The following is a 24,295-nucleotide window of genomic DNA, read 5'->3' as shown; positions in this document are numbered from 1 at the left end:
CAAGCAAGGAAATACGATGGCTAAGAAAGAAGAGCTCGATCCGGAAACCCTGGAGTTGATCAACTGGTGTATCGAGGTCGAAGGCTTCCTCGTGGCTGGCGGCGCCACCGTGGCGCAGGCGCAGGACCACATCGAAGAGCAGGTCGAGTGGTTTACCGACCAGTTCTACGACGGCTTGACGCCGGAAGAGGCAGCCAAGGAAGCCTTGGCCTGACCTTTCATCCAGACTTCAGCAAGACATATGCGGGCGGTGCCTGCCGGGCATCAGCCTGGTAGCGCCGCCCGCTTTGCTTTTCTGAAAAGATTTCCATATGGAAATTGTTTATAATTCCACATTTTATTCTTTACCCAGGCTCCCATGACTCTCCGTTCGCGCATTCTCCTCCTGTGTTTCAGCACCTTGCTGGGCATCGTCCTCATCGCTTCATTCTCCTTGTATTCGCTGCGCCAGACCATGATGGCGGAAAGGGTCGAGCAATTGACGGTGCTGGTGGAACTGGCCAATGCCTCGGTGGAAAAGGCGTATGCGCTGGAACAGTCGGGCAAGCTCACGCGTGAGCAGGCCCAGCAGCAAGCCAAGCTGGCCATCGGCAGCTTCGTCAAGGACGAGATGTATTATTTCGTGCGCGATTTCAGCACCGACTTGCTGTATGTGCACCCGAATCCCGCGCGCATCGGCACGCCGCAAAAGAACATGAAGCAGTCGGGCGACCGCTACCGCTTGGCCCTGGCCAACAGCCGCATCGGCCTGGTGCAGGCGGATGGCTCGCGTCCCGGCGTGAAGGACCCGGTGGCGAAGATGTATGCCGTGGTGAAATTTGCGCCGTGGGACTGGCTCATCGGCACGGGCACGTATATCGATGACATCAACCACAAGTTCTGGGCCCAGGCGGGCGTGCTGCTGGCTATCGGCGGCGCGCTGATGGTGGTGGTGGGCGCCCTCGCGGCCCTGATGCTGCGCCGTATCCTGGGCCAGCTCGGCGGCGAACCCGACTATGCGGCAGCCATCGTGGCGCAAATCGCCCAGGGCGACCTGACCACGCACATCGACACGCGTCCCGGCGATACGTCCAGTCTGTTGATGGCGATCAAGGCCATGCGCGACAACCTGGCCCATCTGGTGAGCCAGGTGCGCACCGATGCGGAATCCATTTCCACGGCGTCGGGCGAGATCGCTTCGGGCAACCACGACCTGTCGGCGCGCACGGAACAGCAGGCGGGATCGCTGGAAGAAACGGCCTCGACCATGGAAGAAATGACGTCCACCGTGCGCCAGAATGCGGACAATGCACGCCAGGCCAACCAGCTGGCCATTTCTGCATCGCAAGTGGCGACGCAGGCGGGCGGCGTGGTGAGCCAGGTGGTCGACACCATGGGCGCCATCAATGCCTCGTCGAAGAAGATCGGCGACATCATCGCCGTCATCGACGGCATTGCTTTCCAGACGAATATCCTGGCCCTGAATGCGGCCGTGGAAGCGGCGCGCGCGGGCGAACAGGGCCGTGGTTTCGCCGTTGTCGCCAGCGAAGTGCGCAATCTGGCGCAGCGTTCGGCCGCGGCGGCCAAAGAAATCAAGCAATTGATCGACAGTTCCGCCGAGCAAGTGGGCGCCGGAGAAAAACTGGTGGCGCTGGCGGGCGAGACGATGGAAAAAGTCGTCTCCAGCGTGCAGCACGTGACCGATATCGTGGCCGAGATTTCCTCCGCCAGCGCCGAGCAGAGCGCCGGCATCGAGCAGATCAACCAGGCCATCGTCGAGATGGACAACATGACGCAGCAAAACTCGGCCCTGGTCGAGCAGGCCTCGGCGGCGGCGCAGGCGATGAACGAGCAGGCGGCGGGTCTGGCGCAGATCGTCAGCGTGTTCAAGGTGGGTGCGGTGGCGCCGGCAGCGGCAGCGCTACAGCGCAGCGTGCCTGCGGCGCGGCGCCTGACGCGCTAAGCGCTTTTTTCTGTCATACGGGGAACTTATCCCCGGCTCACCTGTCCAAACTTTTTCGTCCGCAAGGGATGCACAGAAGAGGTGAGCATGACAGACGGTTTTTCGTATCACGCGGCGTTCGCCCGCAACCTGGGCTGGGTCACGCAGGCGGAGCAAAATAGCTTGCGCGGCAAGCGCGTGGCCATCGCCGGCATGGGCGGCGTGGGCGGCGTGCACTTGCTGACCCTGGCGCGGCTCGGTATCGGCGCCTTCCACATCGCCGATTTCGACACCTTCGATATCGCCAACTTCAACCGCCAGGCCGGCGCCATGGTGTCCACCCTGGGCCAGCCCAAGGTGGCCGTGCTGGCGCAGATGGCGCGTGACATCAATCCTGAACTTGAGATTAAACAATTTCCCGACGGCATACACGACAGCAACCTGGCCGAGTTCTTCGCCGGTGTCGACCTGTATGTGGACGGCCTGGATTTTTTCGCCTTCCCCGCGCGCCAGGCCACCTTCGCCACGTGCGCCCGCCTGGGCATCCCCGCCATCACGGCCGCGCCGCTGGGCATGGGCACTGCCGTGCTCAGCTTCATGCCGGGCGGCATGACGTTCGAAGAGTATTTCGGCTGGGGCGACTTGCCCGAGGAAGAAAAAGCCCTGCGCTTTCTCGTCGGCCTGGCGCCGGCCGGCTTGCACGCTCCCTACCTGGTCGACCCGTCCGCCATTAATCTGAAAGAGCGGCGCGGGCCGTCGACCATCATGGGTTGCCAGTTGTGCGCGGGCGCGGCCGCCACGGAAGCTTTGAAGATATTGTTAAAGCGGGGCAAGGTGATGGCGGCGCCGCACGGCATGCATTTCGACGCCTATCGCAACAAGCTCGTGCATACCTGGCGTCCCGGCGGCAACCGTCATCCGCTGCAGCGCCTGACGATGGCCATCATCAAGCGGCGCCGCGCGGCGCAGGGGGCATAAATGGCGCAAGCACCGCAGATCGCGCAGATCGATTCTGTGCTGGAAAACATCCTCGACCAGGCGCGCTGGGCTCCCAGCGGCGACAACACGCAGCCGTGGCGCTTTGAGGTCGCGGGCCCGCGCCACGTGGTCGTGCATGGCTTCGATACGCGCAGCCACTGCGTGTACGACCTCGACGGCCATCCCAGCCAGTTGTCGCTCGGTGCCTTGCTCGAAAGCATGGCGCTGGCGGCCAGCAGCCACGGCTTGCGCATGGAGGCGCGCCGGCGCCTGTCGATGCCCGACAACTTGCCCACGTTTGACGTGCATCTGCTCGACAGCCCCGGCATGCCGCCCGATCCGCTGGCGGCCTTCTTGCCGCAGCGCAGTGTGCAGCGGCGCCGGCTCAGCACGCGCCGCCTGCGCGCCAGCGAAAAGGCGGCGCTGACGGCCAGCTTGCCGCCGGGCTATGGCGTGCAGTGGTTTGAAGGCGGGCGCGCGCGTCTGGCCTGCGCGCGCCTGATGTTCGACAACGCGAAGCTGCGCCTGACCATGCCCGAGGCGCACAAGGTACACCGCGACGTGATCGAATGGGGGGCGCGCTACAGCGCCGACCGCATCCCGGAGCAGGCGCTCGGCGTCGATCCGATGACGGCGCGCCTGATGCGCTGGGTCATGCACAGCTGGCGCCGCGTGGATTTTTTCAATACCTGGCTGGCGGGCACCGTCGCGCCGCGCCTGCAGATGGATTTGCTGCCGGGCCTGTATTGCGCCGCGCATTTCGTGTTGCTGGCCGAGGCGCCGCCGCGCCATATCGACGATTACGTGGCGGCCGGCCGCGCCATGCAGCGTTTCTGGCTGACGGCCACGCAGCTGGGCCTGCAGTTGCAGCCGGAGCTGACGCCGCTGATCTTTGCCCGCTATGTGCGCGAACGGCGCACTTTTTCACGCACCGATGGCATGCAGGAAATGGCGCAGGAGCTGGCCGTGCAATGCCAGGCCGTGCTGGGGGCGGCGGCATTTGACCGGGCCGTGTTTCTCGGACGCATAGGCGCGGGGCCGGCCGCCAGTGCGCGCTCGCTGCGCCGGCCGCTGCAGGACTTGCTGGTGGCGCCGACGGCGGGGCAGTGAGGCGCGCGCCAGCATCAGCGTCTGCGTCGGCGTCGTGGCGCCAGGCAAGCCAGCGCTGCCAGGCCAGCCGCCAATAGCGGCAAGGTGCCGGGCAGCGCCACTGGCGTGACGCCTGGCACGTAGGCCAGTTCGGAACTGTTCAGCATGTTCAACACGAGGGTGTAGTTGCCCGCCGCCAGATTATCCGTGACGGCGCCGTACTGCCCGCCGCAGGTCGTGCCGATGCCCGTGCCGGTGGGCGCGCCGCAGCCGCTGGGGTCGTAGGTGAACATGCTGCCGCTGGTGAGCGGCGTTTGCGCGTAACCCGTATTGAGGTTGGCGGCATCGGCCAGTTCGGTGCCGCCCAGGATGCCGGAGCCGAGGTTGCCGTCGGGCGCCCAGTTGAAGACGATCTGGCCATTTTCATCGATGATGGTAAATGTCAGCGCCATGTTGGTGGTGGCCGCCGAGCCCGTCCCGGCCAGCGCGTCCAGGTACAGCTGCATGAAGGGCAGGGCCTGGAAGTCGAAGGCCAGGGTTGCGCCAGGCTGGCCGACGACGAAATTGACCGTCATCGCGGTGCTGGAGCCATTGCGTCCCGAGGCGTCGGCGCTGCCGCCGCCCGTCAGAAAGGTTTCCGCCGCATTCACCGTATGCGTGCTGGTCGAGCCCGGTGGGAAAGGGGGAATTTGCGAAGTGACGATCTGCGCCTCGCCGCGCGCATACGAGGCGTTGCCCATGCCTTGCCGGGTAAAGTCGTTTTCTCCCTTGGTAACGGCGCCGCGCTTCGCTTGCAGCGCGTCGATCTCGTTGCTGCCGCCATTGATGATACTGCTGCCGTTGAGCGTGGCGGTGGTGCGCGACAGGTCGATATTGCTGAGCAAGCTGGTGGAGCCGGTGGGATTGCTGATGACCAGGCCAAAGACACTGGTGTACGAATAACCGTAGGCGGCGGCACTGGCAGTGCCGCTGCTGGCCAGCAGCAGAAAAGCTAACAGGACTGTTGGCAGCCGGGTGCAAGAAAATATAGTCATGAAAATCCTCATCTCCTGATCGGTCGCGTTGTAAGGAAAACCGACAGGTTTGCCACATAAAAAAGGCGAGGAGAGCCTCCTCGCCTGTGAATCCCCCCTGTTGCCTGGTTCAGGCGGCAACCTTGCGGCGGCGGGCATAGCCCAGGCCAGCCAGACCCAGGCCCAGCAAGGCCAGGGTGCCCGGTTCCGGTGTCGCTTGCTGTTTCACCAGATCCACGCTTTCCACCGCATTCAGGGTCAGCGTGTAGTTGCCGGCAGTCAAGGCATTGCTGACGGAGCTGAAGTTGCTGCCGCACACCGTGCCGACACCGGTGCCCGTGGGCGTGCCGCAGCCGGAAGGGTCGTAGGTGAACAGGTTGCCGCGCGTGAGGAAATTGGTCGCCAGGCTGGTGTTCAGGTTGGCGCCATCGGCGTTTTCCGTGCCGCCGAAGATGCCCGAGCCGATCGCGCCATCGGGCGTCCAGTTGAACACCGTCGCACCGGTCGCATCCGTGATGGTGAAGGTGACGACCAGGTTGGCCGTGGCGGTGGATAGCTGGCCGACCGTGCTTTGCAGGAAGACTTGCATGAAGGGCGAGGCCAGGAAGTCAAAGCTCAAGGTTGCCGTGGGTGAGCCGACGATGAAATCGACGGAAAAGCCCGTGGTCGAGCCGTTGCGCCCGGAAGCATCGGCCGTGCCGGCGGGGCCTGCGAGGTGGGCTTCGGCCACGTTCACCACCTGGGTGGAGGTGGAGCCGGGCGGGAACGAGGGGAACTGCGTGCTGACGATCTGCGCATCGCCGCGCGAATAGGTGTTGGTGGGGCCTTGCTGCGTGAAGTCATTCTCGCCCTTGGTGACCGCGCCGACGTTGGCGCGCGGGGCATCGAGCGAGCCGGAGCCGCCATTGATGACGCTTACGCCATTCAGGGTGGCCGTGCTGCGCGAGATGGTGGTGCTGTTGGCCACCGTGATCTGGCCCGTTGGCACGGCGATCACCAGGCCGAAGATGTTGTTGTAGGAATAGCCGTAGGCGCCCGCCTGTGCGCTACCGGCGGCGCACAGCATGGCCAGTGCCGCTGCGGCCGGGAGCAGTTTCAGTTTCGAGAGTTTCATTGTATTCACCTCGTGGTTGAGTGAGTCTGGGAGTCTTGCTTGAGTCCTGTCGGCAGGTGCTCATGGCCAGATCTAAGCGACTTCCATGCCAACGCATGAGGTTCTATTGAAATCAAGGACTTGGCGTGCTTTTGTTGACGTTCTGCAGGTGTTGTCGGACGCTCTGTAAGAAAAACCGACGCCGCCCGTCAAGGCAGGCCGCCTGGTGGCAACGAGCCCAGCAGGGCGTGCATATGGGGCAGCAAGCGTTGCCCTGGCACATAGTTGCGCATGGCCGTGGCCAGCTGGCGCGCCGCCAGCCTGGCTCGGCCATCGTCGAGCATGCGCGTGGCGGCATGGCGCAGGGCGGTTTCCTGGAAGCGGTCGGCGCGCAGCAGCAGGCCGGCACCGGCCCCGGCGATGCCGTGCATGTTGAGGAATTGATCAAGGTTGCCGGCGATGCCGATGACGGGCACGCCCGCCGTCAGCGCCTGCTGGCTGGTGGGGCTGCCGCCGTTGCAGATCACCAGGCTGGCGCGCCGGGCGGCCGCGTCGCCGGGCAGAAAGGGCGCGACATAGGCATTCGGCGGCACGGCGTCGACGCGGATGGTGCCGGCCGTGGCCGCCAGTACGGTGACGGGCAGGGGCGCCAGCGCGCGCAGCACGCGTGGCAGCAATTGCCCCTGGCCGGAGCTGCCCAGGGTGACGTAGATGATGGGCCGTCCGCTGCTCAGTTCCGGGCGCTGCCACCAGTCGGGCAAATCAAGCGGCGGCGCCCAGATGACGGCGCCCAGGTAGTCGTGCGTGGCCGGCATGGCTTGCGGCGGAAACAGTTGCGGAATATCCGCGTACAAGGTGCGGTCGGCATCCGTATAGATGCGCCGCAAGTCGCTGCCCAAGGATGGCAGGCCATGGCGGCGGCGCACGCGGTTCAGGGGCACGGCGTGCGAGGCGAAGGCCAGCGGGCGGATCAGGCGGAACAGGGGATCGGCCAGCCAGATGGGCAGCATGCCCGTCAGGGGCAGGCTGGGCACCGTGTAGTGCTGGCGCACCCAGGGACTCCAGTAGGCATTGCTGACGGTAATGTAGGGAATGCGCTGCAGGCGCGCGCTGACCGACAGCGACAGGCGGAAGTCGCCGATCACGAGATCGGGCTGGACGGCATTGAGCAGGCGCAAGTCGTCTTCCACATACGCGTGCAGCGTACTTTCCGTATAGACGGGCTTGCCGTGCGCCAGCGCCTGCAGAAATTGCAGCGATGAAATACTGTCGATGCGCCAGCGCCGGAAGGGCGCTTGCTTGAAGCAAAAGTCATAGCCGTCGGCACAGGCAAAATGCACCTCGTACTTGTCCTCGTCCAGGCCCTGGGCCAGGCTCAGGGGACGGCCGACGTGGGCCAGGGTCACTGCCTCGGCCATAAAGAGGATTTTCTTGCGCGCCATGGAAATCGCTTGCACTCGTAGCTGGAGGGGATGCTTGTCAAGTTGGAGTGGCGCCACGCCGTTTAGTTCCCTGCAGCGTGCCACTGGCGGGCGCCAGGATTTGGCCGCATCGGCTACAGTGGGGCAAAGGAGGCCACCATGCAGCCACAATTCCATCTTGACCCGTTGCGTGCGCACAGCACGCCCGAACCCGATATGCCGCCACCGCCGGAAGGCGACCCGCTCACGCCGCCGCCGGAACAGCCGCCCCACATCGATCCCGTGCCGGTCGAGGAGCCGACGCCGCCGCCGCCGCCCGTGAAAATGCATTGAGCGGTTTTCGGACCGTTGCACCGCGCCATGGCCTGCGGAGGGGGGACGCGCGCCGCGTTTATTTCCTATCGGAAATGGACTGCGGGGCGGCCGCCGGCGCCACGCCATTTAAACAACAAAAACGTCAATAAATGTTGCCGACTGGATACAAATCAAACGCTAACTGTCGAGTGTCATGCGGCCGTCACGATTCTGTTCTTATAATGAGACATCATAAAAATTCTTGTACAGGAGACCATCGTGGGCAATTCCTTGCATAACAAAATCTACCTGGGCCGGCGGCCTGTGATCACCAGCAAAAACCTTTTGGCGCTGGCGCTGGCGTGCGCCGTGGCGGGTTGCGGCCTGGCCTGGCTGCTGCTGCGCAGCTATAAATAAGGGCTGTCCAGCCCGTCTTTCAGCCATCCGTTCGCCGCGCGGGCGGAGACTGATTCACGTTGCCTGTTGCCGATGCGCAGCGGGGCGCGTACCATGGGGGCCGAACACCTGGCCTTTTATGGAAAAGTAATGAAGAACGAGAAATTAACAACCGATGAATATGACGCGCTGGAGCAAGTTGCACGCGGCATCAAGACCGAGCGCCCCAGTGCTTGCGTGGCCCGCAATGCCAAGCGCCTGTCCGGCCTGAAGCTGCTCAGTTATGCACGCGATGGCCGTCTGTCCATCACCGAGAAAGCACAACAACTGCTGTTCCTGCGCCGCTGCATCATGGGGCTGCGCGCCGTCGCCACCGATCCGCTGACCAAGCTGGAGTCGGACGTGGCGTATTTCCTGGGCAAGAAAGCCCACATCGTGGCGCGCGCCGACGGCGAAGGCCACGACATTTCCGACAAGGGCCGCGAATCGCTGGCCGACATCGACACCCTGGGTCTGTAAGGCTCACAACCGGCCCTCGTGGCCGGTTTTCACATCTTCCCTCACTTTTAATTTCCCCTTTGGAGAACACTTTGGACAGCGCGATGAACTGGTCGGCCCACGAACTGACGATGACGGTCCTGATGACGCCCGATATGGCCAACTTTTCCGGCAACGTGCACGGTGGCACCATCCTGAAATACCTCGACAGCGTCGCCTATGCCTGCGCCAGCCGCTATTCGGGCAGCTATGTGGTGACCCTGTCCGTGGACCAGGTGATGTTCCTGCAGCCCATCCACGTGGGCGAGCTGGTGACGTTCCTCGCGTCGATCAATTACACGGGGACGACATCGATGGAAGTGGGTATCCGCGTGGTGACGGAAAACATCCAGCAGCGCCTGGTGCGCCATGCCAACAGCTGCTATTTCACGATGGTGGCCGTGGACGCCAACCGCAAGCCCGTGGCCGTGCCGCCACTGGTGCTGGAGACGCCGGAACAGCACGCGCGCTTCGAGCAGGCCAAGCTGCGCAAGCTGTCGCGCCAGGAAGTGTCGAAAAAATAAATGCGGCAGGCAATAAAAAACGGCCACCAGAGTGATCTGGTGGCCGTTTTTTATTGCCTGCCGCCTGCTGGCGGCATGGCGCCGTGATTAACGGTCGCCGTAGCTGCGGCGTGCGCCGTCGGTGCTGCGCGGGTTGGAACCCTTGTAGCCGCCGCCGGTGCTCGGTGCGCCGTCTTTGCGTGGTGCGCCTGGCTTGCTGAACGTGCGTTGGCCTGGCTTCGCGCCGCCACGGTTGTCGCCTGGTTTCCAGCCGCCTGGACGGGCGCTCGAACGTGGTGCCGACGCCGTTTTCTTCGGCTCGAAACCTTCGATGACATTGACCGGGATCAATTGCTTGGTGAAGCGTTCGATGCGCTTGACGTTCATGCCTTCAGCGTGGTTCACCAGCGAGATGGCCAGGCCATTGCGGCCAGCACGGCCGGTACGGCCGATGCGGTGGACGTAGTCTTCCGGGAACTTCGGCAGGTCGTAGTTGAACACGTGGGTGATCGTTGGCACGTCGATACCGCGGGCGGCAACGTCGGTGGCAACCAGCACTTTGACCTGGCCGCGACGCATGCCGTCCAGGGTGCGGTTACGCGCGCCCTGATGCATGTCGCCGTGCAAGGCGGCAGCCGAGAAACCGGCGATGTTCAGACGGTCGGCGATGGTGTCGGCGTCACGCTTGGTGGCGGTGAACACAACAGCCTGGTCCAGCGATTCGTCGCGCAGCAGGTGGTCCAGCAGGCGATTCTTGTGCGACAGGTCGTCGACGAAGTGCACGCGCTGGGTGATGTTTTCATGCTTGTTGCTCGAGCTAGCCACCTGGATGACCAGTGGGTTCTTCGTGATGCGGCGGGCCATGTTGCCAACGACGCCGTCCAGGGTTGCCGAGAACAGCATGGTTTGACGGCCTTCTGGCGTCGCTTCCACGATTTTTTCGATGTCGTCGATGAAACCCATGTCCAGCATGCGGTCGGCTTCGTCCAGCACCAGGATTTCCAGTTGCGAGAAGTCGATCTTGCCCGAATCCATGTGGTCGATCAGACGGCCAGGGGTCGCGACCAGAATCTCAGGGTTCTTGGCCAGCAATTGCATCTGTTTAGGGTAAGGCATGCCGCCCAGAATCGACACAGCCTTGATGCGGCGGATGCCGGTGCTGTACTTGTCGGTATTGGTGGTCACTTGCAGGGCCAGTTCGCGCGTTGGCGTCAGCACCAGCATTTTTGGCTGGGCAGCCTTGAAACGTGGACGCTCGCCGCGGGCGCGCGATGCTTGCATTTCCTGGTTCGGCGTCTTGCCGGCGGCGCTTTGTTCGGCGCTGGCCAGTTTGTGCAGCGATGGCAGCATGAAAGCTGCCGTCTTGCCCGAACCGGTCTGCGACGAGACCAGCAGGTCACGGCCTTCGATCGCGGCTGGAATCGCTTGCGACTGTACCGCGGTTGGCGCGGTGTAGCCCGATTCGGTCAGAGCGGCGATGATGGACGGATGCAGGCCTAAGGATTCAAATGTCATTCTTTTCTTTCGTAAAAATCAGCGTTCTTGCAAAAAGCAGAACGCAAAATAGCAACGCCAACCAAAACGAAATGACTCAACTAAAAAGAAATTTCGGCACAAAAGCTTTGCGCCGGGACGGTGTCAGGTGCGACACACAAGGCGGGAGGGCTTTATAAGCGGCATCCTGTGGATGCGCTAAGGCTTGCGAAGCTGCTAAGTTTGTAGTGCTGGACTGCGGTGTTGCCATCGCTTCAAGGAAACATATTGCAGCGCACAACGACACTATACCGTATTTGATGCCGTTTTGCACGGTCTAAATGGGAAGAAACGACAGTCCTACCACGTTTTGATGATGTTTCCTATGTGAAATCAGTAGGAATACGTAGATTTTGCGCGTTTTAATTGAGCATGGCCACGATGTCGGCGGACAGCGGCGGCGCCTGTCGCGTTTCTCTGGCCAGGTTGATTTGCCGGGTGACCTGTGCCAGTTCGACCAGGCTGCGTTCCAGCTGATACGTTCCCTTGGCATGCAGCCACGCCAGCACGTCGGCCAGGTGCCAGATGGTGGCGCTGCCCTCATGCACGGGCACGGGGAAACTGTGGCGGTATTTGCTCATCAGTTTATGCAGGTTTTGCCGGGACAGGCCGAGTACCTGCGCCACATCGCTCAAGCCCACGAGGTCGGGCGATGCCTCGACCAGCACGGCGTCGGGCACGATGGCTTTGACGTCGGCCAGGGCGCTGAGCAGCGCTTCCCTGGCATTGCTGGCCTCGCGCGTGAATTCCAGCGCCAGGCGCCCCGCTTGCCCGATGCCGACCAGGGCGTCGTCGCAACCGCCGCTGCCCAGGCGCTCGGCCAGCGCGTCGAGATCGGTTTCGTGGTCGGGCAGGCGGTACTTGAGAGTAAAGATGTAATCCATAATTGTTACCCCCTGGGTTTGCGTTGCATGCAGTCGTGGATCAGTTTATTGAAGGTGCAATTGTCGACCACTCGCCGGATCGCCCGCGCGTGGTTGCCGGGATTCTTTGGCGTGCTCCAGATGCAGGCGATGCAGAATTCGCCGCAGCGGCAGCCGTCGTCATTGTAGGGGCAATAGATTTTCCCCCAGGCATGACTGCCGCCCATTTCCACTCTCCAGCCCTGGCTTTCCGCGTGGCGCAGCGCCGCTTCGATTTCTTTCTTCGGATGCGAGGAGCGCGCCATGCGATGCCTCCAATGTAGGTCGATATCAGTCGGTTGTCAAGTGACAACCGATAAATATCGACCATCACCGCATCACTCTACTTCGGGATTGACGGCCATCACTTGCGAAAAGCCGCCATCGACGTAGGTAATCTCGCCCGTGATGCCGGAGGCCAGATCGGACAGCAAGAAGGCGGCCGTGTTGCCCACCTCTTCGATGGTGACGTTGCGCCGCAGCGGGGCATGTTCGGCCACAAAGCCCAGGAGTTTGCTGAAATCCTTGATGCCGGAAGCGGCCAGGGTCTTGATGGGGCCGGCGGAAATGCCGTTGGCGCGGATGCCGCGTGGACCCAGCGATTCGGCCAGGTAGCGCACGGACGCTTCCAGCGATGCCTTGGCCAGGCCCATGGTGTTGTAGTAGGGCACGGCGCGCACGGCGCCCAGGTAGGTCAGGGTCAGCACCGAGGCGCCCGGATGCAGCAGCGGCAAGGCAGCCTTGGCCATGGCGGGAAAGCTGTAGGCGGAAATATCGTGCGCGATGCGGAAGCTGTCGCGCGACAGGCCGTCGAGGAAGTCGCCGGCGATCGCTTCGCGCGGCGCGAAACCGATGGCGTGCACCAGGCCGTTCAATTGATCCCAGTGGCGCGCCAGGTCGCTGAAGACGGCGTTGATCTGTTCATCGCTGGACACGTCGCAGTCAAACACCAGTTCGCTGCCGAATTCCGCCGCAAATTCCGTGATGCGCTCCTTGAAGCGTTCGCCCACATAGGTGAAGGCGAGGGTGGCGCCTTCGCGGTGGCAAGCCTTGGCGATGCCATAGGCGATGGAGCGGTTCGACAGCAAGCCCGTGATGAGGATTTTTTTGCCTTGCAAGAAAGCCATGACGACTCCTGTCTGGGTGGTGGACGGGTAAGGCGGATGTGCAACCGGCCGCGACAGCAAAGCTGTGGCGGCCGGTGCGGTGCGTCAATAACTCAGGCGATCAGTGACGCGCTTTGGCCCGGCTATTGCCGCCGCCACGCTGGATGCGCGGTTTCACCAGGGAAATTGGCGCGGCTTGCACCTTGCCACCCTTGGCGGCGCGGCGCAGTGCCTTGGCGGCCCGTTCCGGACGGTCCGCTTCCAGCAGCATGGTGGCGCTGTCGGCGATTTCCTGGGTGATGTCCTTGTTCATCGTGGCCGAGGTTTTCGGCACGAGGATGGTGGAGCCGGCGCGCAGGCTGGTGCGCTGGGGAATGTTGTTGGCCTGGCGCAGTACGTCGGCCGTGGTGCCGAATTTCGACGCCAGGGTTTCGATGCGTTCGCGCGCATTGGTGATCTTGTGCGTCGTCCAGCTCGACAAGGCATGGCCCCATTGCGCCAGATTGGTGGTGAACTTGGCGGCGTTTTCCTGTGGCAACAGAATCTTGGTCTTTTCGCCGCCGATGATGACGGGGCGGTTAAATTGCGGATTCAAGGCCTTGAATTCATCCATCGACAGTTCGGCCAGCTGGGCGGCAACGGTGATGTCGATGTCGCTGGTCTTGTCGATGGCCGTGAAATACGGCTGGTTGTCGACCACGGGCAGGGTCAGGCCGAACTGGGCTGGATTGGCGATGATGTTTTTCACCGCTTGCAGTTTCGGCACGTAGTTGCGCGTTTCGGCCGGCATCAGGTCGGCCAGGCTTTCGAAGTCCGTCGGCTTGCCCAGCGCCTGGTTTTTCTTGATGGCGCGCTGCACCGAGCCTTCGCCCCAGTTGTAGGCGGCCAGGGCGAGTTGCCAGTCGCCAAACATGTCATACAGGCGCTGCAGGTACGTCAATGCCGCGTCCGTCGAGGCCAGCACGCCTCGGCGCTCGTCCTTGAACATGTTTTGCTTGAGGTTGAAATCACGCCCGGTGGCGGGCACGAATTGCCACATGCCGGCCGCATTGGCGCTCGAGAACGCTTGCGGGTTGAAGGCGGACTCGATGAACGGCAGCAGGGCCAGTTCCGTCGGCATGCCGCGCTTTTCCAGTTCCTGCACCACGTGGAAGATGTAGCGCGAGGCGCGCGCCGTGGTGCGGGCGATGTAGTCGGGGCGGGTGGCGTACCAGTTGACGTGGTTCGCTACCAGCTGGTTGTTGATGTCGGGAATCGCATAGCCGCTGCGGATGCGGCCCCAGACGTCGGCTTCGCGCAGCGGATCGGAATTGTCGCTGAGGTTTTTCAGTAGACGGTCGGTCTTTTGCAGGCGGTTGTCGAGGGTGGGGAGTTTCGCCGTGACCTGGGCGGTCATCGGGATCAGGGCGGGTGCGGCGGCGGCGACTGGCGCGTTATCGCTCTCAACACCGGCTTCGTACGCCTGGCTGAGGGCGGGCGCAAGCGCCAGGGCCAACGCCGCCAGGACGGTAGATTTAAAGGAGTTTTCGTGCATAGTGTTCCATTGTTGTCGTCGGAGAAACATCGGACAGACCCATGATTCAGCAGCGAGTGTACGTATATCCACATGCCGGAGTCAAGAATTATGTCAGCATGATGACAGGAAATAAGCGGCAATAAGTCGGAAACGGCTGAGTTTCCATTCGCAAATGCTGTCATTATTGCAAATTTAATTTGCCCAATGCGTGATTCGGCCGCTGTTATAGCATACATGGCGACGAGGTTGGCGCAAGCCTGGATGGCGCCTGGCATGAGGCTGCGCAAAAGTGCGTACAATTTGGCTTTGTCCGGCCATTCAGCCGCCGGTCGCCATATTGATAGAGAGTCAAGTATATGAACACCCCGCCGCGCCACGACGACGACAACACCGTCATCATCGCCAATACCGTTGCCTGGCTGGAAAAGGCCGTGATCGGCCTGAACCTGTGCCCGTTCGCCAAGGCCGTGCACGTCAAGAAGCAGATCCGCTATGTGGTGTGCGAGTCGAGCAATCCCGAAGATCTGCTGGCGATGCTGATGGACGAGCTGCAAACCCTGGCCGACACGGATCCCGAGCAAATCGACACGACCCTGCTGATCCATCCTTACACCTTGAACGATTTCCTCGACTACAACGAGTTCCTCGATGTGGCCGACGCGGCCGTCGAAGACATGCACCTGGCGGGCGAACTGCAAGTGGCCAGTTTCCACCCGAATTACCAGTTTGCCGAGACGTTCGAGGACGACATCAGCAACTACACCAACCGTTCGCCGTACCCGACCCTGCACCTGCTGCGCGAAGACAGCATCGAGCGCGCCGTCGAGGCGTTCCCGGAAGCGTCGGAAATCTTTGACAAGAATATCGCCACCCTGGAAGCGCTGGGCACCGAAGGCTGGGAAAAGCTCGGTTTGCCGAAGGTGTCTTGATGGCTGACAAGGAATTGCCGCCGCGTCCCGATACGCCCTGCGTGGCCGTGTGTTCGACGACTTTCGATGAAATCTGCCGTGGCTGTGGCCGCAGCGTCGTGGAAGTGGCCCACTGGGTGTCGATGACGGATGAGGAGAAGGAAGTGGTGTGGGTGCGGATTCTTTCGCAAGGGTATCCGCGCAGGAATACCTGATTTAACCCAACTGCAACTGCTGGGGTCAGACCCCCAAGGCCGCTAACGCAGAGCTCAGCGTTGGCGGTCGCGAGGGTCTGACCCCGGTACTGTTGACGCTAGCGATTAATAACTACCGATAAAATCTTTCTTGCCGACTTCAATGCCGTTATGGCGCAGGATGTCGTACGCCGTCGTCGCGTGGAAGAAGAAGTGCGGCAGCGCGTAGTGGAACAGATAGGTCTGGCCCGTGAAGTGCTTGGTCTTTTCGCCGCTGCCGGTGGTGATGGCGCGCGTTTCGCTGCCGTCGATGTCCGCTTGCGGCAGGCTTTCCAGGAAGGCGATGGTTTTCACGATGCGCGCTTTCAGTTCCGCAAAGCTCTGTTCGCTATCTTCATACGGTGGCACGGCCACGCCGGCCAGGCGCGCGCCGCAGCCCTTGGCGAAGTCGGTGGCGATCTGGATCTGGCGCACGAACGGCAGCATGTCCGGGAATAAACGGAATTGCAGCAGGGCGTTCGGGTCGATTTTCTTGTCTTGCGCGTGCGTTTCCGCCTTGTCCAGGATGGCGGCCAGGCTGCCCAGGATCTGTTTGAAGACGGGGATCGAAGCGGAGTAGATGGAGAAGGTCATGGTGGTTCCTCTAGGTAAAGTGGCGCGATGATAGCAAGCCGCGCGTTTTTCTGCTGGCGCCGGCCGGGCGCGCCGGCCCGCGTGTGGTTTTTCCATCCTGTTTATATGACACGAGGACACCGCTGGCGTGTGTTTATTGGTGACTTTCCCCGCTTTTTGCATGCATAATTGCTCCTCATAAAGTTTCTTCCCGCCTGACCACCCGATTCCCCTGTAAAGTCAATGATCGCCCGCCTGATCCCTGTTGCCCTGTTGCCGCATGTTTAATTCACCTTACCAGCGCCTGCGCGCCAGCCTGCGCGTGCTGTACGGCTCGTCGATCTATGGCGCCTTGCTGCTGGTGGTATTTGGCGGCCTCGTCGTGCCTGCCATCTTCGGCAGCTATGTGCTGGTCGGCGTGCATGAGCGCCAGTCTGCGCGCACCAGCCTGAACGAAGCCTTGCAGCGCAATGCCGACATCCTGGCGCTGGGCATGCAGGAGTCGCTGTGGAACATGAATGCGGAATCGGCCCACTCGCTGGTCGAGTCGGTGATGCGCGACCGCTCCGTGCTGCTGGTGAAAGTGCTGGGGCAGGGCGACACGGAATTCATCAGCCTGCAGGCGCCGCAGCGGCCCGTCGGCAATCTGTACCGCGCCGAGCGCGACATCCTCGTGCGCGGCGAACGCATCGGCCACGTCGTCGTCGAGATGGACGATGCGCGCAGCCAGCAGGAGCTGCGCGAAAAGCAGATGTCGTATATTTTCGTGCTGGGCGCGCAACTGGCCGTGTCGATGGCGCTGATCGTGCTGTTCCTGAACCGGCGCCTGCTCAAACCGCTGCGCCGCCTGACGCGTTTTTCCGACCGCCTGTCGCACGGCGATTTCGATACGCCCCTGACCTCGCACAGCAATGACGAGCTGGGCCGCCTGACGGCCCAGCTCGAGCAAATGCGCGCGGCCATCGGCCAGCTGTTCGAGGACGTGGGCCAGCGCGAAGAGCGCTTCCGCACCATCGTCACGCAGGTGCCGGGCGCCGTCTTCCGTTACCGGCCCGACGGTCCCATCGATTTCGTCAGCGACGCCATCGAAGACATTTCCGGCTATTCGGCACGCCAGTTCATGCGCGGCACCACGCATGCCTGGGAAGACCTGATCTGCCCGGAAGACCGCCGCGCGCACCGCCGCGCCGTCGGCCAGGCGGTGGCCGAGGTGCGGCCGTATGCGCTGGAATACCGCATCTTCGACGCCTTCGGCATCGAGCGCTGGGTGGCCGAGAATGGCCAGCCGCAGGCGGGCGAGCAGGGCGTCACCTGGGTCGACGGCATCATTGCCGACATCAGCCAGCGCAAGCACCACGAGATGCGCATCGAAGCGCTGCTGACGGAGCAGAGCGCGATTCTCGACAACGTGATGTTCGGCGTGATGTTCGTGCGCCACCGCCGCATCATTTCCGTCAACCGCCGCTGCGAGGAACTGTTCGGCTACGACCATGCCGAGATGACGGGCAATTCGACGGCCATCGTGTTTACCAGTTCGTATGATTTCGAGGACGCGGGCGAGCGCCAGTATCCGGCGCTGGCCATGGGTGGCGATTTCAGCGAGGAGCGCCAGTACCAGCGCCGCGACGGCAGCCTGTTCTGGGCGCTGGTGAGCGGCTGCGCGCTCGATCCGCTGCGCCCCAATGAAGGCAGCATCTGGGTGTATGCGGACATCACGGCGCGCAAGGAAGCCGAGGAAAAACTGCGTTTGTCGGCCACCGTGCTCGAACATATCGCCGACGGCGTGATGGTGGTCGATGCCAGCGGCATCATCGTCACCGTCAATCCCGCCTTTACGCAAATCACCGGCTACACCGAAGCCGAAGCGGTGGGCCAGCACTCTTCGCTGACACGCTCGGCGCGCCATGACGCTGCATTCTACGAGGCCATGTGGAACGAATTGAAAGCCAGCGGTTTCTGGCGCGGCGAAATCTGGCACCAGCGCAAGAATGGCGAACTGTACCTGGAATGGCTGACCATCAGCGCCGTGCGCGACGCGCGCGCCGGCACCACGCATTACGTGGGCGTGTTCAGCGATATTACCCTGATCAAGGAGTCGCAGGAAAAGCTCGACCACATGGCCCACCACGATCCGCTGACGGGGCTGCCGAACCGGCTGCTGTTCCACGACCGCCTGCAGCACGCGCTGCTGCGCGCCGCGCGCGACCAGGAGCAGCTGGCCGTGCTGTTCATCGACCTGGACCGTTTCAAGAACGTCAATGACACCTTGGGCCACCATGTGGGCGACGAATTGCTGCAAAAGGTGGCGGGCCAGCTGGCGGCCCGCCTGCGCGAAGGGGATACGCTGGCGCGCCTGGGCGGCGACGAGTTCATCGTCCTGCTCGAACGCGTCGACGGCGAGTATGGCGCGACGCAGGTGGCGGAAAAGCTGATGACCATGTTCGACCAGCCGTTCACGGTGGCCGATCACGAACTGTTCGTCACCTGTAGCGTGGGTATCAGCCTGTATCCGGATGATGCGCTGGACTTGAACATGTTGATCCGCAATGCCGACGTGGCCATGTACCAGGCCAAGGCGCGCGGGCGCAACGGCTACCGCTTCTATGCGCCGTCGATGACGGGCGAAGGCGTCGAGCGCCTGCGCCTGGAAACCTTCCTGCGCCGCTCGCTGGAAAAGAACGAGATGTTCCTCAATTACCAGCCGCAGGTGGAAATCGACACGGGCCGCCTGGTCGGCGTCGAGGCGCTGGTGCGCTGGAACCACCCGGAACTGGGCCTGGTGCCGCCGGCCCGCTTCATCCCGTTGGCCGAAGACAGCGGCTTCATCAACCAGCTGGGCAAATGGGTGCTCGACGAGGCGTGCCGCCAGATGATGCGCTGGCAGGCGCAGGGCTTGCACGTGCCGAAGATGGCCGTGAATCTGTCGGTCAAACAGTTCGAGCGGGGCAGCATCGCCGGCATGGTGGCCGACATTCTGAAAGAAACGGGGCTGGAACCCCAGCGGCTGCAGCTGGAAGTGACGGAGTCCGTCATCATGAACACGGGCGACGCGCTCGGCTTCATCAACGACTTGCACGCCATCGGCGTGGGCCTGGCCATCGACGATTTCGGCACCGGCTATTCCTCGCTCGCGTATCTGAAACAGCTGCCTGTGCAAACCCTGAAGATCGACCGTTCCTTCATCAAGGATATCTCGACGGACGTCAATGATGAAGCGATTGCGATTGCCATCATCCAGCTGGGCAAGAGCATGCAATTGTCGGTGATCGCCGAAGGCGTCGAGACGGAAGAGCAGGCCGCTTTCCTGCTGCGCCATGGCTGCAAGCTGGCGCAAGGTTATTTTTATAGCCGTCCGGTGCTGGCTCAGGATATGCTGGAGCGCTGGATCGATCACTAACGAATAAAGGGTATCCCATGGCCGCAGAAAAAAACACCTCGCGCCGCCGTTTCCTGCTCGGCGGTCTGGGTCTCGGCGTGGCCGGCGTGGGTGCCCTGGTGCTGGGCTGGGGCGTGCTGCCGCCGCGCCAGCGCCTGCATGGCAGCGCGCCGCTGCCGGTGGCCGATGGCGCCGTGGCGCTGAATGGCTGGCTGGCCGTTCAAATCGACGGCAGCGTCATTCTGGCCATGCCGCGCAGCGAGATGGGGCAGGGCGTGCACACGGCCTTGCCGATGCTGGTGGCCGAGGAACTCGACGTGCCGCTGGCCAGCGTCAAGCTGATCCAGGCGCCCATGGATAAAATCTTCGGCAATGTGGCCATGCTCCAGGATGGCTTGCCATTCCACCCGGACGACCACGGACGCGTCAAAGCGCTGGCCCAGTGGACGGTCGCCAAGGCGGCGCGCGAACTGGGCGTGATCGTCACGGGCGGTTCGTCAAGCGTGAAGGATGGCTGGGGCCCCATGCGCGAGGCGGGAGCGTCGGCCCGCGCCATGCTGGTGGGGGCCGCTGCCGCGCTGTGGCAAGTACCGGCCGCGCAGTGCCGCACGGAAAATGGCGAAGTGCTGCACCCGGATGGCCGGCGCGCCAGCTACGCCAGCCTGGCGCAGCGCGCCGCCGCCATCGATCCGGGCACGCCCGTGCTGAAGTCGCCCAAGGATTTCAAACTGATCGGCCAGCCGGCGCCGCGCCGCGACACGCCATCGAAAGTCAATGGCAGCGCGCGTTTCGGCATCGATGCGCGCCCGCCCGGCATGCTGTACGCGGCCCTGCATCTGCCGCCGCGCCTGGGCGATACCCTGTCCGCCTTCGACGCGGCGCCGGTGCTGGCCATGCCCGGCGTGAAAAAGGTGCTGGACCTGACGCCGCAGCTGGCCCAGCGCAGCGTCTCGTGCGCCGCCGTGGTGGCCGACACCTGGTGGCGCGCCAAGCAGGCGGCGGCCGCCTTGCCGACGCAATGGAAGGCTGGCCCGCAGGCGAATTTGTCCAGCGCTGGCGTGTATGCGGAGTTTGCCCGCCTGCTCGATAGTGAAGCCGGTTATGCCTACCACGCCAGCGGCGAAGTGGAAGGTAAAGCCGTGCAGGGCATGCGCCAGGTCAGCGCCGAGTACCGCGCCCCGTTCCTCGCGCACGCCGCCATGGAACCCGTCAACTGCACCGCGCAAGTCAAGGATGGCAAGGTGATGCTGTGGGTCTCGACGCAGGCGCCCGGCATCGCCGTCGACGTGGCGGCGAAAGTGGCCGGCGTCGACGCGAAAGATGTGACGATCGAGGTGCTGCTGCTCGGTGGCGGTTTTGGCCGGCGCCTGGAAGTGGACATGATTGCCCAGGCCGTCGCCATCGCGCTGCAGTGCGGTGGCGCGCCGGTGCAGCTGGTGTGGACGCGGGAACAGGATACCAGGCACGATATGTACCGTCCCGCCGCGCTGGCCCGCTTCGCGGCCCGCCTCGACGAGCATGGCCGCATCGCTTCCTGGGATAATAAATCCGTCAGCGGCTCCATCACGCACCAGTTTTTGCAGCGTAATTTCGGCTTGCCTGGGGCGGGGCCAGACAAGACCACGGCCGAAGGCGAATTCGACATGCCGTATGAAATCGCCAACCAGCGCATCGCCCACGTGATCGCCGACAGCCCCGTGCCGATCGGCTACTGGCGCTCGGTGGGCCACTCGCACAACGCGTTCTTCAAGGAAAGCTTTATCGACGAACTGGCGCACGCGGCGGGACAGGATGGCATTGCCTTCCGCCGCGCCATGCTGGTGAAGCATCCGCGCCACCTGGCCGTGCTCGACGCGGCCGTTGCCAAGGCAGGTAGTCCTCCGCCCGGCCATGCGCATGGCGTGGCCTTGCACCAGTCGTTTGGCAGCATCGTTGCGCAAGTGGCGCAGGTGTCGGTGGAAAACGGCGAAATTCGCGTGCAGCGCGTGGTGTGCGCCATCGATTGCGGCATCGCCGTCAATCCGAACATCATCGCCCAGCAGATGGAATCGGCCGTGCTGTTCGGCCTGTCGGCGGCGCTGGGCGGCGAGATATCCTTCAAGGAGGGGAAAGTCGAGCAGAGCAATTTCCACGACTATCCCGTGCTGCGCATGGGGCAAACGCCCGAGGTGGAAACCATCATCATCGCCAGCGCCGAACATCCGGAAGGCGTGGGCGAACCGGGTACGCCGCCAATTGCGCCGGCCGTGGCCAACGCCGTGTTCAGTTTGATGGGGAAAAGGCTGCGCAGCCTGCCGCTGCGGCTGGCGTGACTTTTACTCTGCCAGGGTGGCGGCCAGTAAATGACGCAGATTGCAGTCGCGCTGCCAGTCGCGCCGTTCCTGCGTGCTGCCGGCCAGCGCCACCAGCTCCTCGGCGCTGAGCGCCTGCTGTGCCTGCACCATGCGGTGCGCCAGGCCGCCGTCGGGCAGCACGGTGCCGAAGAAGGCCACGTTGTCCTCGCGCTGGATCAGCAGGGTGGGGAAGTTGTCGATGTCGAGGTCTCCCACCACGTCGGCCTGGTCTTCGATGTCGATCCAGACGAAGACGGTGTCCGGGTGGCGCGCGGCCAGTTCCTCGAACGTGGCGCGGTAGCTGCCGCACGTGCCGCACCACAGCGCGCACAGGCAGGCCACCGTCCAGCGCGGGCCGGCCAGGGCTGTGGCGACGTCGGCGCGGTTATCGGTCGTGAGGGTCAGGCTGTGCATGGTCGTATCTATATAGTGGGGCGGATGGGCGCCGGGCGCCCGATGCGCGTATTCTACCGCGCCCGGCGACGCCAGTCCTGGTAATGCATGAGCTTGTTTAGCCGTGTTTTTTGATGCAATCGACCTTTCTGGTGGATAATGCTGGTAATTGCGCGCTGATTACGCTGGTCCATGCTGTTTCCTGGCCCCGCAGCCTGACCCCTCCAGTCTGTTTTCATGCCCTGCCCGGTGTCAGCGCTCCCGCCTTTATTTATTTTTATTATGGAATTAGCCAGCTTATGTTGAGTTACCGCCACGCCTTTCACGCGGGTAATCACGCCGATGTGTTGAAGCATTATGTGCAGATTCAGTTGTTGCAATATCTGAATCAAAAAGATACCGCCTATAGTTATATCGATACCCACTCCGGCGCGGGCGTATATGCGCTCGACGGTGGTTATGCCTCGAAAAATGCCGAGTACGAAACGGGCATCGCGCCCCTGTGGGACCGCACGGACCTGCCGGCCTCGCTGGCCGAGTACATGAAACTGATCAAGGAAATGAATCCGAGCGGCAAGATGCGCTACTACCCGGGTTCGCCGTACTGCGCCGACAAGGTCAGCCGTGAGCAAGACCGTCTGCGCCTGTTCGAGCTGCATCCCGCCGATGCAAAGATTCTGGCGGACAACTTCCGCAAGGTCGAGGCGCATGCGCTGGCCCAGGGCGAGCGTCCTACCGTGCGCGGCAAGCGCGTGCTCATCACCAAGGCCGACGGCTTCCAGAGCCTGAAAGCCCTGCTGCCGCCGCCATCGCGCCGCGCGCTGGTGCTGATTGACCCGCCGTATGAAGACAAGATGGATTACCGCAAGGTCAAGGACACCCTGGCCGATGCCCTCGTGCGTTTCCCGTCGGGCATGTATGCCGTCTGGTACCCGGTGCTGCAGCGCATGGAATCGCGCCAGTTCGCCGACAAGCTCAAGCAATTGCCCAGCTCGGACTGGCTGCATGTGACCCTGACGGTCAACACCCCGTCGCCGGACGGTTTTGGCTTGCACAGCAGCGGCATGTTCATTTTGAACCCGCCGTACACGCTGGAGCCGATGTTGCGCGAAGTCATGCCGTACCTGGTGAAGGTACTGGGCCGCGACGATGGCGCGAAGTTCGTATTGGAAACGGGTAAGGGCGGACAAAAGAACACGGGCACCCGTCGAGTCTGAAGACACCTGACCAAACCTACTGCGCGTCGGTATAGGCGGCCTGCGATGCTCACCGGCTCGGCGCCCCCGTACAGAGTACGGTTGCGCTTCTTAGCCACCTCTCCCTTCCGCTCGCTACGGTTTTGTCAGGTGTCGTAACTATCGTAGTTGAGCAAAGTAAATAAACGCCACGGCAAATATTTCCGTGGCGTTTGTCGTTTACTGTCCCAGCAACAGGAACACGGTCGGTTTCTTGTGGAAGTCGGGCGCCTTGCCGGCGGCTAATTGTTTCTTCCACTGGCCGCCATTCCACGTCTGCACGCTTTCCGTGTCCAGGCTCAGGTCGGTGGCGACGCAGATCAGGGTGGACGGTGCGCATTGCGCCACGAGGGCTTCCAGCATGGCGGCGTTGCGGTACGGGGTTTCGATGAACAGCTGGGTCTGCTTTTCATTGCGCGAGCGGCTTTCCAGTTCCTTGATGCGTTTGGCGCGCAGGGCGGCGTCCGTGGGCAGGTAGCCGTTGAAGGCAAAGCTCTGGCCATTCAAGCCGCTGGCCATCACGGCCAGCAGGATCGACGACGGGCCCACCAGCGGGCGCACTTTAATGCCGTGCTGATGCGCCAGGCGCACGAGGTCGGCGCCCGGGTCGGCCACGGCGGGCACGCCCGCTTCCGACACGAGGCCCGCATCGCGTCCCGCCAGCAGGGGCGCCAGCAAGCCGGCCAGCGCTTGCGCGGGGGTATTCACGTTCAGTTCGGAAATCGTGATTTCCTGCAGCGGCTTGGCCAGCGGATGCTGGTTGCCGATCAATTTCAAAAAGGCGCGCGCCGTCTTGGCGTTTTCCGCAACGAAATAATCGAGTTGCGACGTGATCTGCCGTACTTGCTCTGGAATGATGTGGGCCAGCGGGTCGGCCGGGCTGTCGGAGAGGCCGAGGTGGTTGGGAATCAGGTATAGGGTGCCGGTCATATTGTTATTGTC

24 protein-coding genes are annotated in these 24,295 nt (G+C 62.9%); 13 read left to right on the top strand and 11 right to left on the bottom strand.

Features of this window, described 5'->3' with window-relative positions:
* Positions 1 to 16: 16 nt before the first annotated feature.
* The 4 genes from P9875_RS20650 to P9875_RS20635 all read left to right on the top strand — a co-directional run bounded on the left by P9875_RS20650 (position 17) and on the right by P9875_RS20635 (position 4,009).
* The gene (locus P9875_RS20650; RefSeq protein WP_010399555.1) at positions 17 to 214 is read left to right on the top strand and encodes a hypothetical protein; all 198 of its coding nucleotides are present in this window, start codon (positions 17 to 19) and stop codon (positions 212 to 214) included.
* Between the two features lie 144 nt (positions 215 to 358).
* Positions 359 to 1,942 (top strand): methyl-accepting chemotaxis protein, encoded by a 1,584-nt coding sequence (locus P9875_RS20645; RefSeq protein WP_176389524.1) that lies wholly within the window; start codon positions 359 to 361, stop codon positions 1,940 to 1,942.
* 87 nt (positions 1,943 to 2,029) lie between these two features.
* A complete protein-coding gene (locus P9875_RS20640; RefSeq protein WP_176389525.1) occupies positions 2,030 to 2,899 on the top strand; it encodes a ThiF family adenylyltransferase in 870 nt (289 codons plus the stop codon).
* Complete coding sequence (locus tag P9875_RS20635; protein WP_278316462.1) at positions 2,900 to 4,009, top strand: nitroreductase family protein; 1,110 nt, start codon at positions 2,900 to 2,902, stop codon at positions 4,007 to 4,009. It begins immediately after the preceding gene.
* Between the two features lie 14 nt (positions 4,010 to 4,023).
* Here P9875_RS20635 and P9875_RS20630 read toward each other — a convergent pair whose 3' ends face one another.
* The 3 genes from P9875_RS20630 to P9875_RS20620 form a co-directional block, all read right to left on the bottom strand.
* Positions 4,024 to 5,022, bottom strand: coding sequence for an EDSAP-1 family PEP-CTERM protein (locus P9875_RS20630; protein WP_225241870.1), 999 nt, complete (start codon positions 5,020 to 5,022; stop codon positions 4,024 to 4,026).
* A gap of 109 nt (positions 5,023 to 5,131) precedes the next feature.
* Positions 5,132 to 6,115, bottom strand: coding sequence for an EDSAP-1 family PEP-CTERM protein (locus tag P9875_RS20625; RefSeq protein ID WP_099400474.1), 984 nt, complete (start codon positions 6,113 to 6,115; stop codon positions 5,132 to 5,134).
* Between the two features lie 188 nt (positions 6,116 to 6,303).
* On the bottom strand, positions 6,304 to 7,536 hold the full coding sequence (locus tag P9875_RS20620) for a glycosyltransferase (protein WP_278316461.1): 1,233 nt from the start codon (positions 7,534 to 7,536) through the stop codon (positions 6,304 to 6,306).
* A 138-nt stretch (positions 7,537 to 7,674) separates the two neighbouring features.
* Between P9875_RS20620 and P9875_RS20615 the strand changes: the two genes are divergently transcribed.
* From P9875_RS20615 to P9875_RS20600, 4 genes are all read left to right on the top strand, one after another.
* Positions 7,675 to 7,848, top strand: a complete 174-nt coding sequence (locus P9875_RS20615) for a hypothetical protein (protein WP_176389529.1) — start codon at positions 7,675 to 7,677, stop codon at positions 7,846 to 7,848.
* Between the two features lie 240 nt (positions 7,849 to 8,088).
* Positions 8,089 to 8,226 carry a hypothetical protein gene (locus tag P9875_RS20610; RefSeq protein WP_278316460.1) on the top strand — a complete coding sequence of 46 codons (138 nt, stop codon included), beginning with the start codon at positions 8,089 to 8,091 and terminating at the stop codon, positions 8,224 to 8,226.
* Positions 8,227 to 8,355: 129 nt separating this feature from the next.
* A complete protein-coding gene (locus P9875_RS20605; protein WP_099378390.1) occupies positions 8,356 to 8,724 on the top strand; it encodes a hypothetical protein in 369 nt (122 codons plus the stop codon).
* Positions 8,725 to 8,807: 83 nt separating this feature from the next.
* Entirely contained in the window at positions 8,808 to 9,266 is a 459-nt protein-coding gene (locus P9875_RS20600) for an acyl-CoA thioesterase (RefSeq protein WP_278318858.1), read from the top strand.
* An 87-nt stretch (positions 9,267 to 9,353) separates the two neighbouring features.
* Here P9875_RS20600 and P9875_RS20595 read toward each other — a convergent pair whose 3' ends face one another.
* The 5 genes from P9875_RS20595 to P9875_RS20575 all read right to left on the bottom strand — a co-directional run bounded on the left by P9875_RS20595 (position 9,354) and on the right by P9875_RS20575 (position 14,320).
* Positions 9,354 to 10,760 carry a DEAD/DEAH box helicase gene (locus P9875_RS20595; RefSeq protein WP_035820280.1) on the bottom strand — a complete coding sequence of 469 codons (1,407 nt, stop codon included), beginning with the start codon at positions 10,758 to 10,760 and terminating at the stop codon, positions 9,354 to 9,356.
* A gap of 380 nt (positions 10,761 to 11,140) precedes the next feature.
* Positions 11,141 to 11,662: a helix-turn-helix transcriptional regulator gene (locus P9875_RS20590; protein ID WP_035820278.1), complete on the bottom strand. Its 522-nt coding sequence runs from the start codon at positions 11,660 to 11,662 to the stop codon at positions 11,141 to 11,143.
* A 5-nt stretch (positions 11,663 to 11,667) separates the two neighbouring features.
* Positions 11,668 to 11,946 carry a hypothetical protein gene (locus P9875_RS20585; protein WP_035820277.1) on the bottom strand — a complete coding sequence of 93 codons (279 nt, stop codon included), beginning with the start codon at positions 11,944 to 11,946 and terminating at the stop codon, positions 11,668 to 11,670.
* Between the two features lie 72 nt (positions 11,947 to 12,018).
* Positions 12,019 to 12,807, bottom strand: coding sequence for an enoyl-ACP reductase FabI (gene fabI, locus P9875_RS20580; RefSeq protein ID WP_278316459.1), 789 nt, complete (start codon positions 12,805 to 12,807; stop codon positions 12,019 to 12,021).
* A gap of 100 nt (positions 12,808 to 12,907) precedes the next feature.
* Positions 12,908 to 14,320, bottom strand: coding sequence for a transglycosylase SLT domain-containing protein (locus tag P9875_RS20575; protein ID WP_034779271.1), 1,413 nt, complete (start codon positions 14,318 to 14,320; stop codon positions 12,908 to 12,910).
* A gap of 338 nt (positions 14,321 to 14,658) precedes the next feature.
* Between P9875_RS20575 and P9875_RS20570 the strand changes: the two genes are divergently transcribed.
* Both P9875_RS20570 and P9875_RS20565 read left to right on the top strand, forming a co-directional pair.
* Positions 14,659 to 15,231, top strand: a complete 573-nt coding sequence (locus P9875_RS20570; protein ID WP_278316458.1) for a DUF1415 domain-containing protein — start codon at positions 14,659 to 14,661, stop codon at positions 15,229 to 15,231.
* Complete coding sequence (locus P9875_RS20565) at positions 15,231 to 15,425, top strand: DUF1289 domain-containing protein (protein ID WP_070255368.1); 195 nt, start codon at positions 15,231 to 15,233, stop codon at positions 15,423 to 15,425. Before P9875_RS20570 ends, P9875_RS20565 begins: the two co-directional genes overlap by 1 nt.
* Positions 15,426 to 15,530: 105 nt before the next feature.
* On the opposite strand, the gene P9875_RS20560 is transcribed toward P9875_RS20565, so the two are convergent.
* Positions 15,531 to 16,037, bottom strand: coding sequence for a DUF1993 domain-containing protein (locus P9875_RS20560; RefSeq protein ID WP_034779265.1), 507 nt, complete (start codon positions 16,035 to 16,037; stop codon positions 15,531 to 15,533).
* Positions 16,038 to 16,296: 259 nt separating this feature from the next.
* Here P9875_RS20560 and P9875_RS20555 point away from each other — a divergent pair, with 259 nt between their 5' ends.
* Together P9875_RS20555 and P9875_RS20550 are read left to right on the top strand one after the other, a co-directional pair.
* Positions 16,297 to 19,413 (top strand): EAL domain-containing protein, encoded by a 3,117-nt coding sequence (locus P9875_RS20555; RefSeq protein ID WP_278316457.1) that lies wholly within the window; start codon positions 16,297 to 16,299, stop codon positions 19,411 to 19,413.
* Positions 19,414 to 19,430: 17 nt separating this feature from the next.
* A complete protein-coding gene (locus P9875_RS20550) occupies positions 19,431 to 21,704 on the top strand; it encodes a xanthine dehydrogenase family protein molybdopterin-binding subunit (protein WP_278316456.1) in 2,274 nt (757 codons plus the stop codon).
* 3 nt (positions 21,705 to 21,707) lie between these two features.
* Here the strand turns inward: P9875_RS20550 and P9875_RS20545 are convergent, their stop codons facing one another.
* Positions 21,708 to 22,139, bottom strand: a complete 432-nt coding sequence (locus tag P9875_RS20545) for a thioredoxin family protein (protein WP_176389537.1) — start codon at positions 22,137 to 22,139, stop codon at positions 21,708 to 21,710.
* Positions 22,140 to 22,417: 278 nt separating this feature from the next.
* Between P9875_RS20545 and P9875_RS20540 the strand changes: the two genes are divergently transcribed.
* On the top strand, positions 22,418 to 23,335 hold the full coding sequence (locus P9875_RS20540) for a 23S rRNA (adenine(2030)-N(6))-methyltransferase RlmJ (protein ID WP_034749665.1): 918 nt from the start codon (positions 22,418 to 22,420) through the stop codon (positions 23,333 to 23,335).
* Positions 23,336 to 23,533: 198 nt separating this feature from the next.
* Here P9875_RS20540 and P9875_RS20535 read toward each other — a convergent pair whose 3' ends face one another.
* A complete protein-coding gene (locus tag P9875_RS20535) occupies positions 23,534 to 24,283 on the bottom strand; it encodes an SAM-dependent methyltransferase (RefSeq protein WP_035820257.1) in 750 nt (249 codons plus the stop codon).
* Between the last annotated feature and the right edge of the window lie 12 nt (positions 24,284 to 24,295).

Source organism: Janthinobacterium rivuli (assembly GCF_029690045.1).
GTDB lineage: Bacteria > Pseudomonadota > Gammaproteobacteria > Burkholderiales > Burkholderiaceae_D > Janthinobacterium > Janthinobacterium rivuli.
The sequence above is the reverse complement of the archived record's forward strand: the minus strand, read 5'-3'. Positions and strand labels throughout refer to the sequence as shown.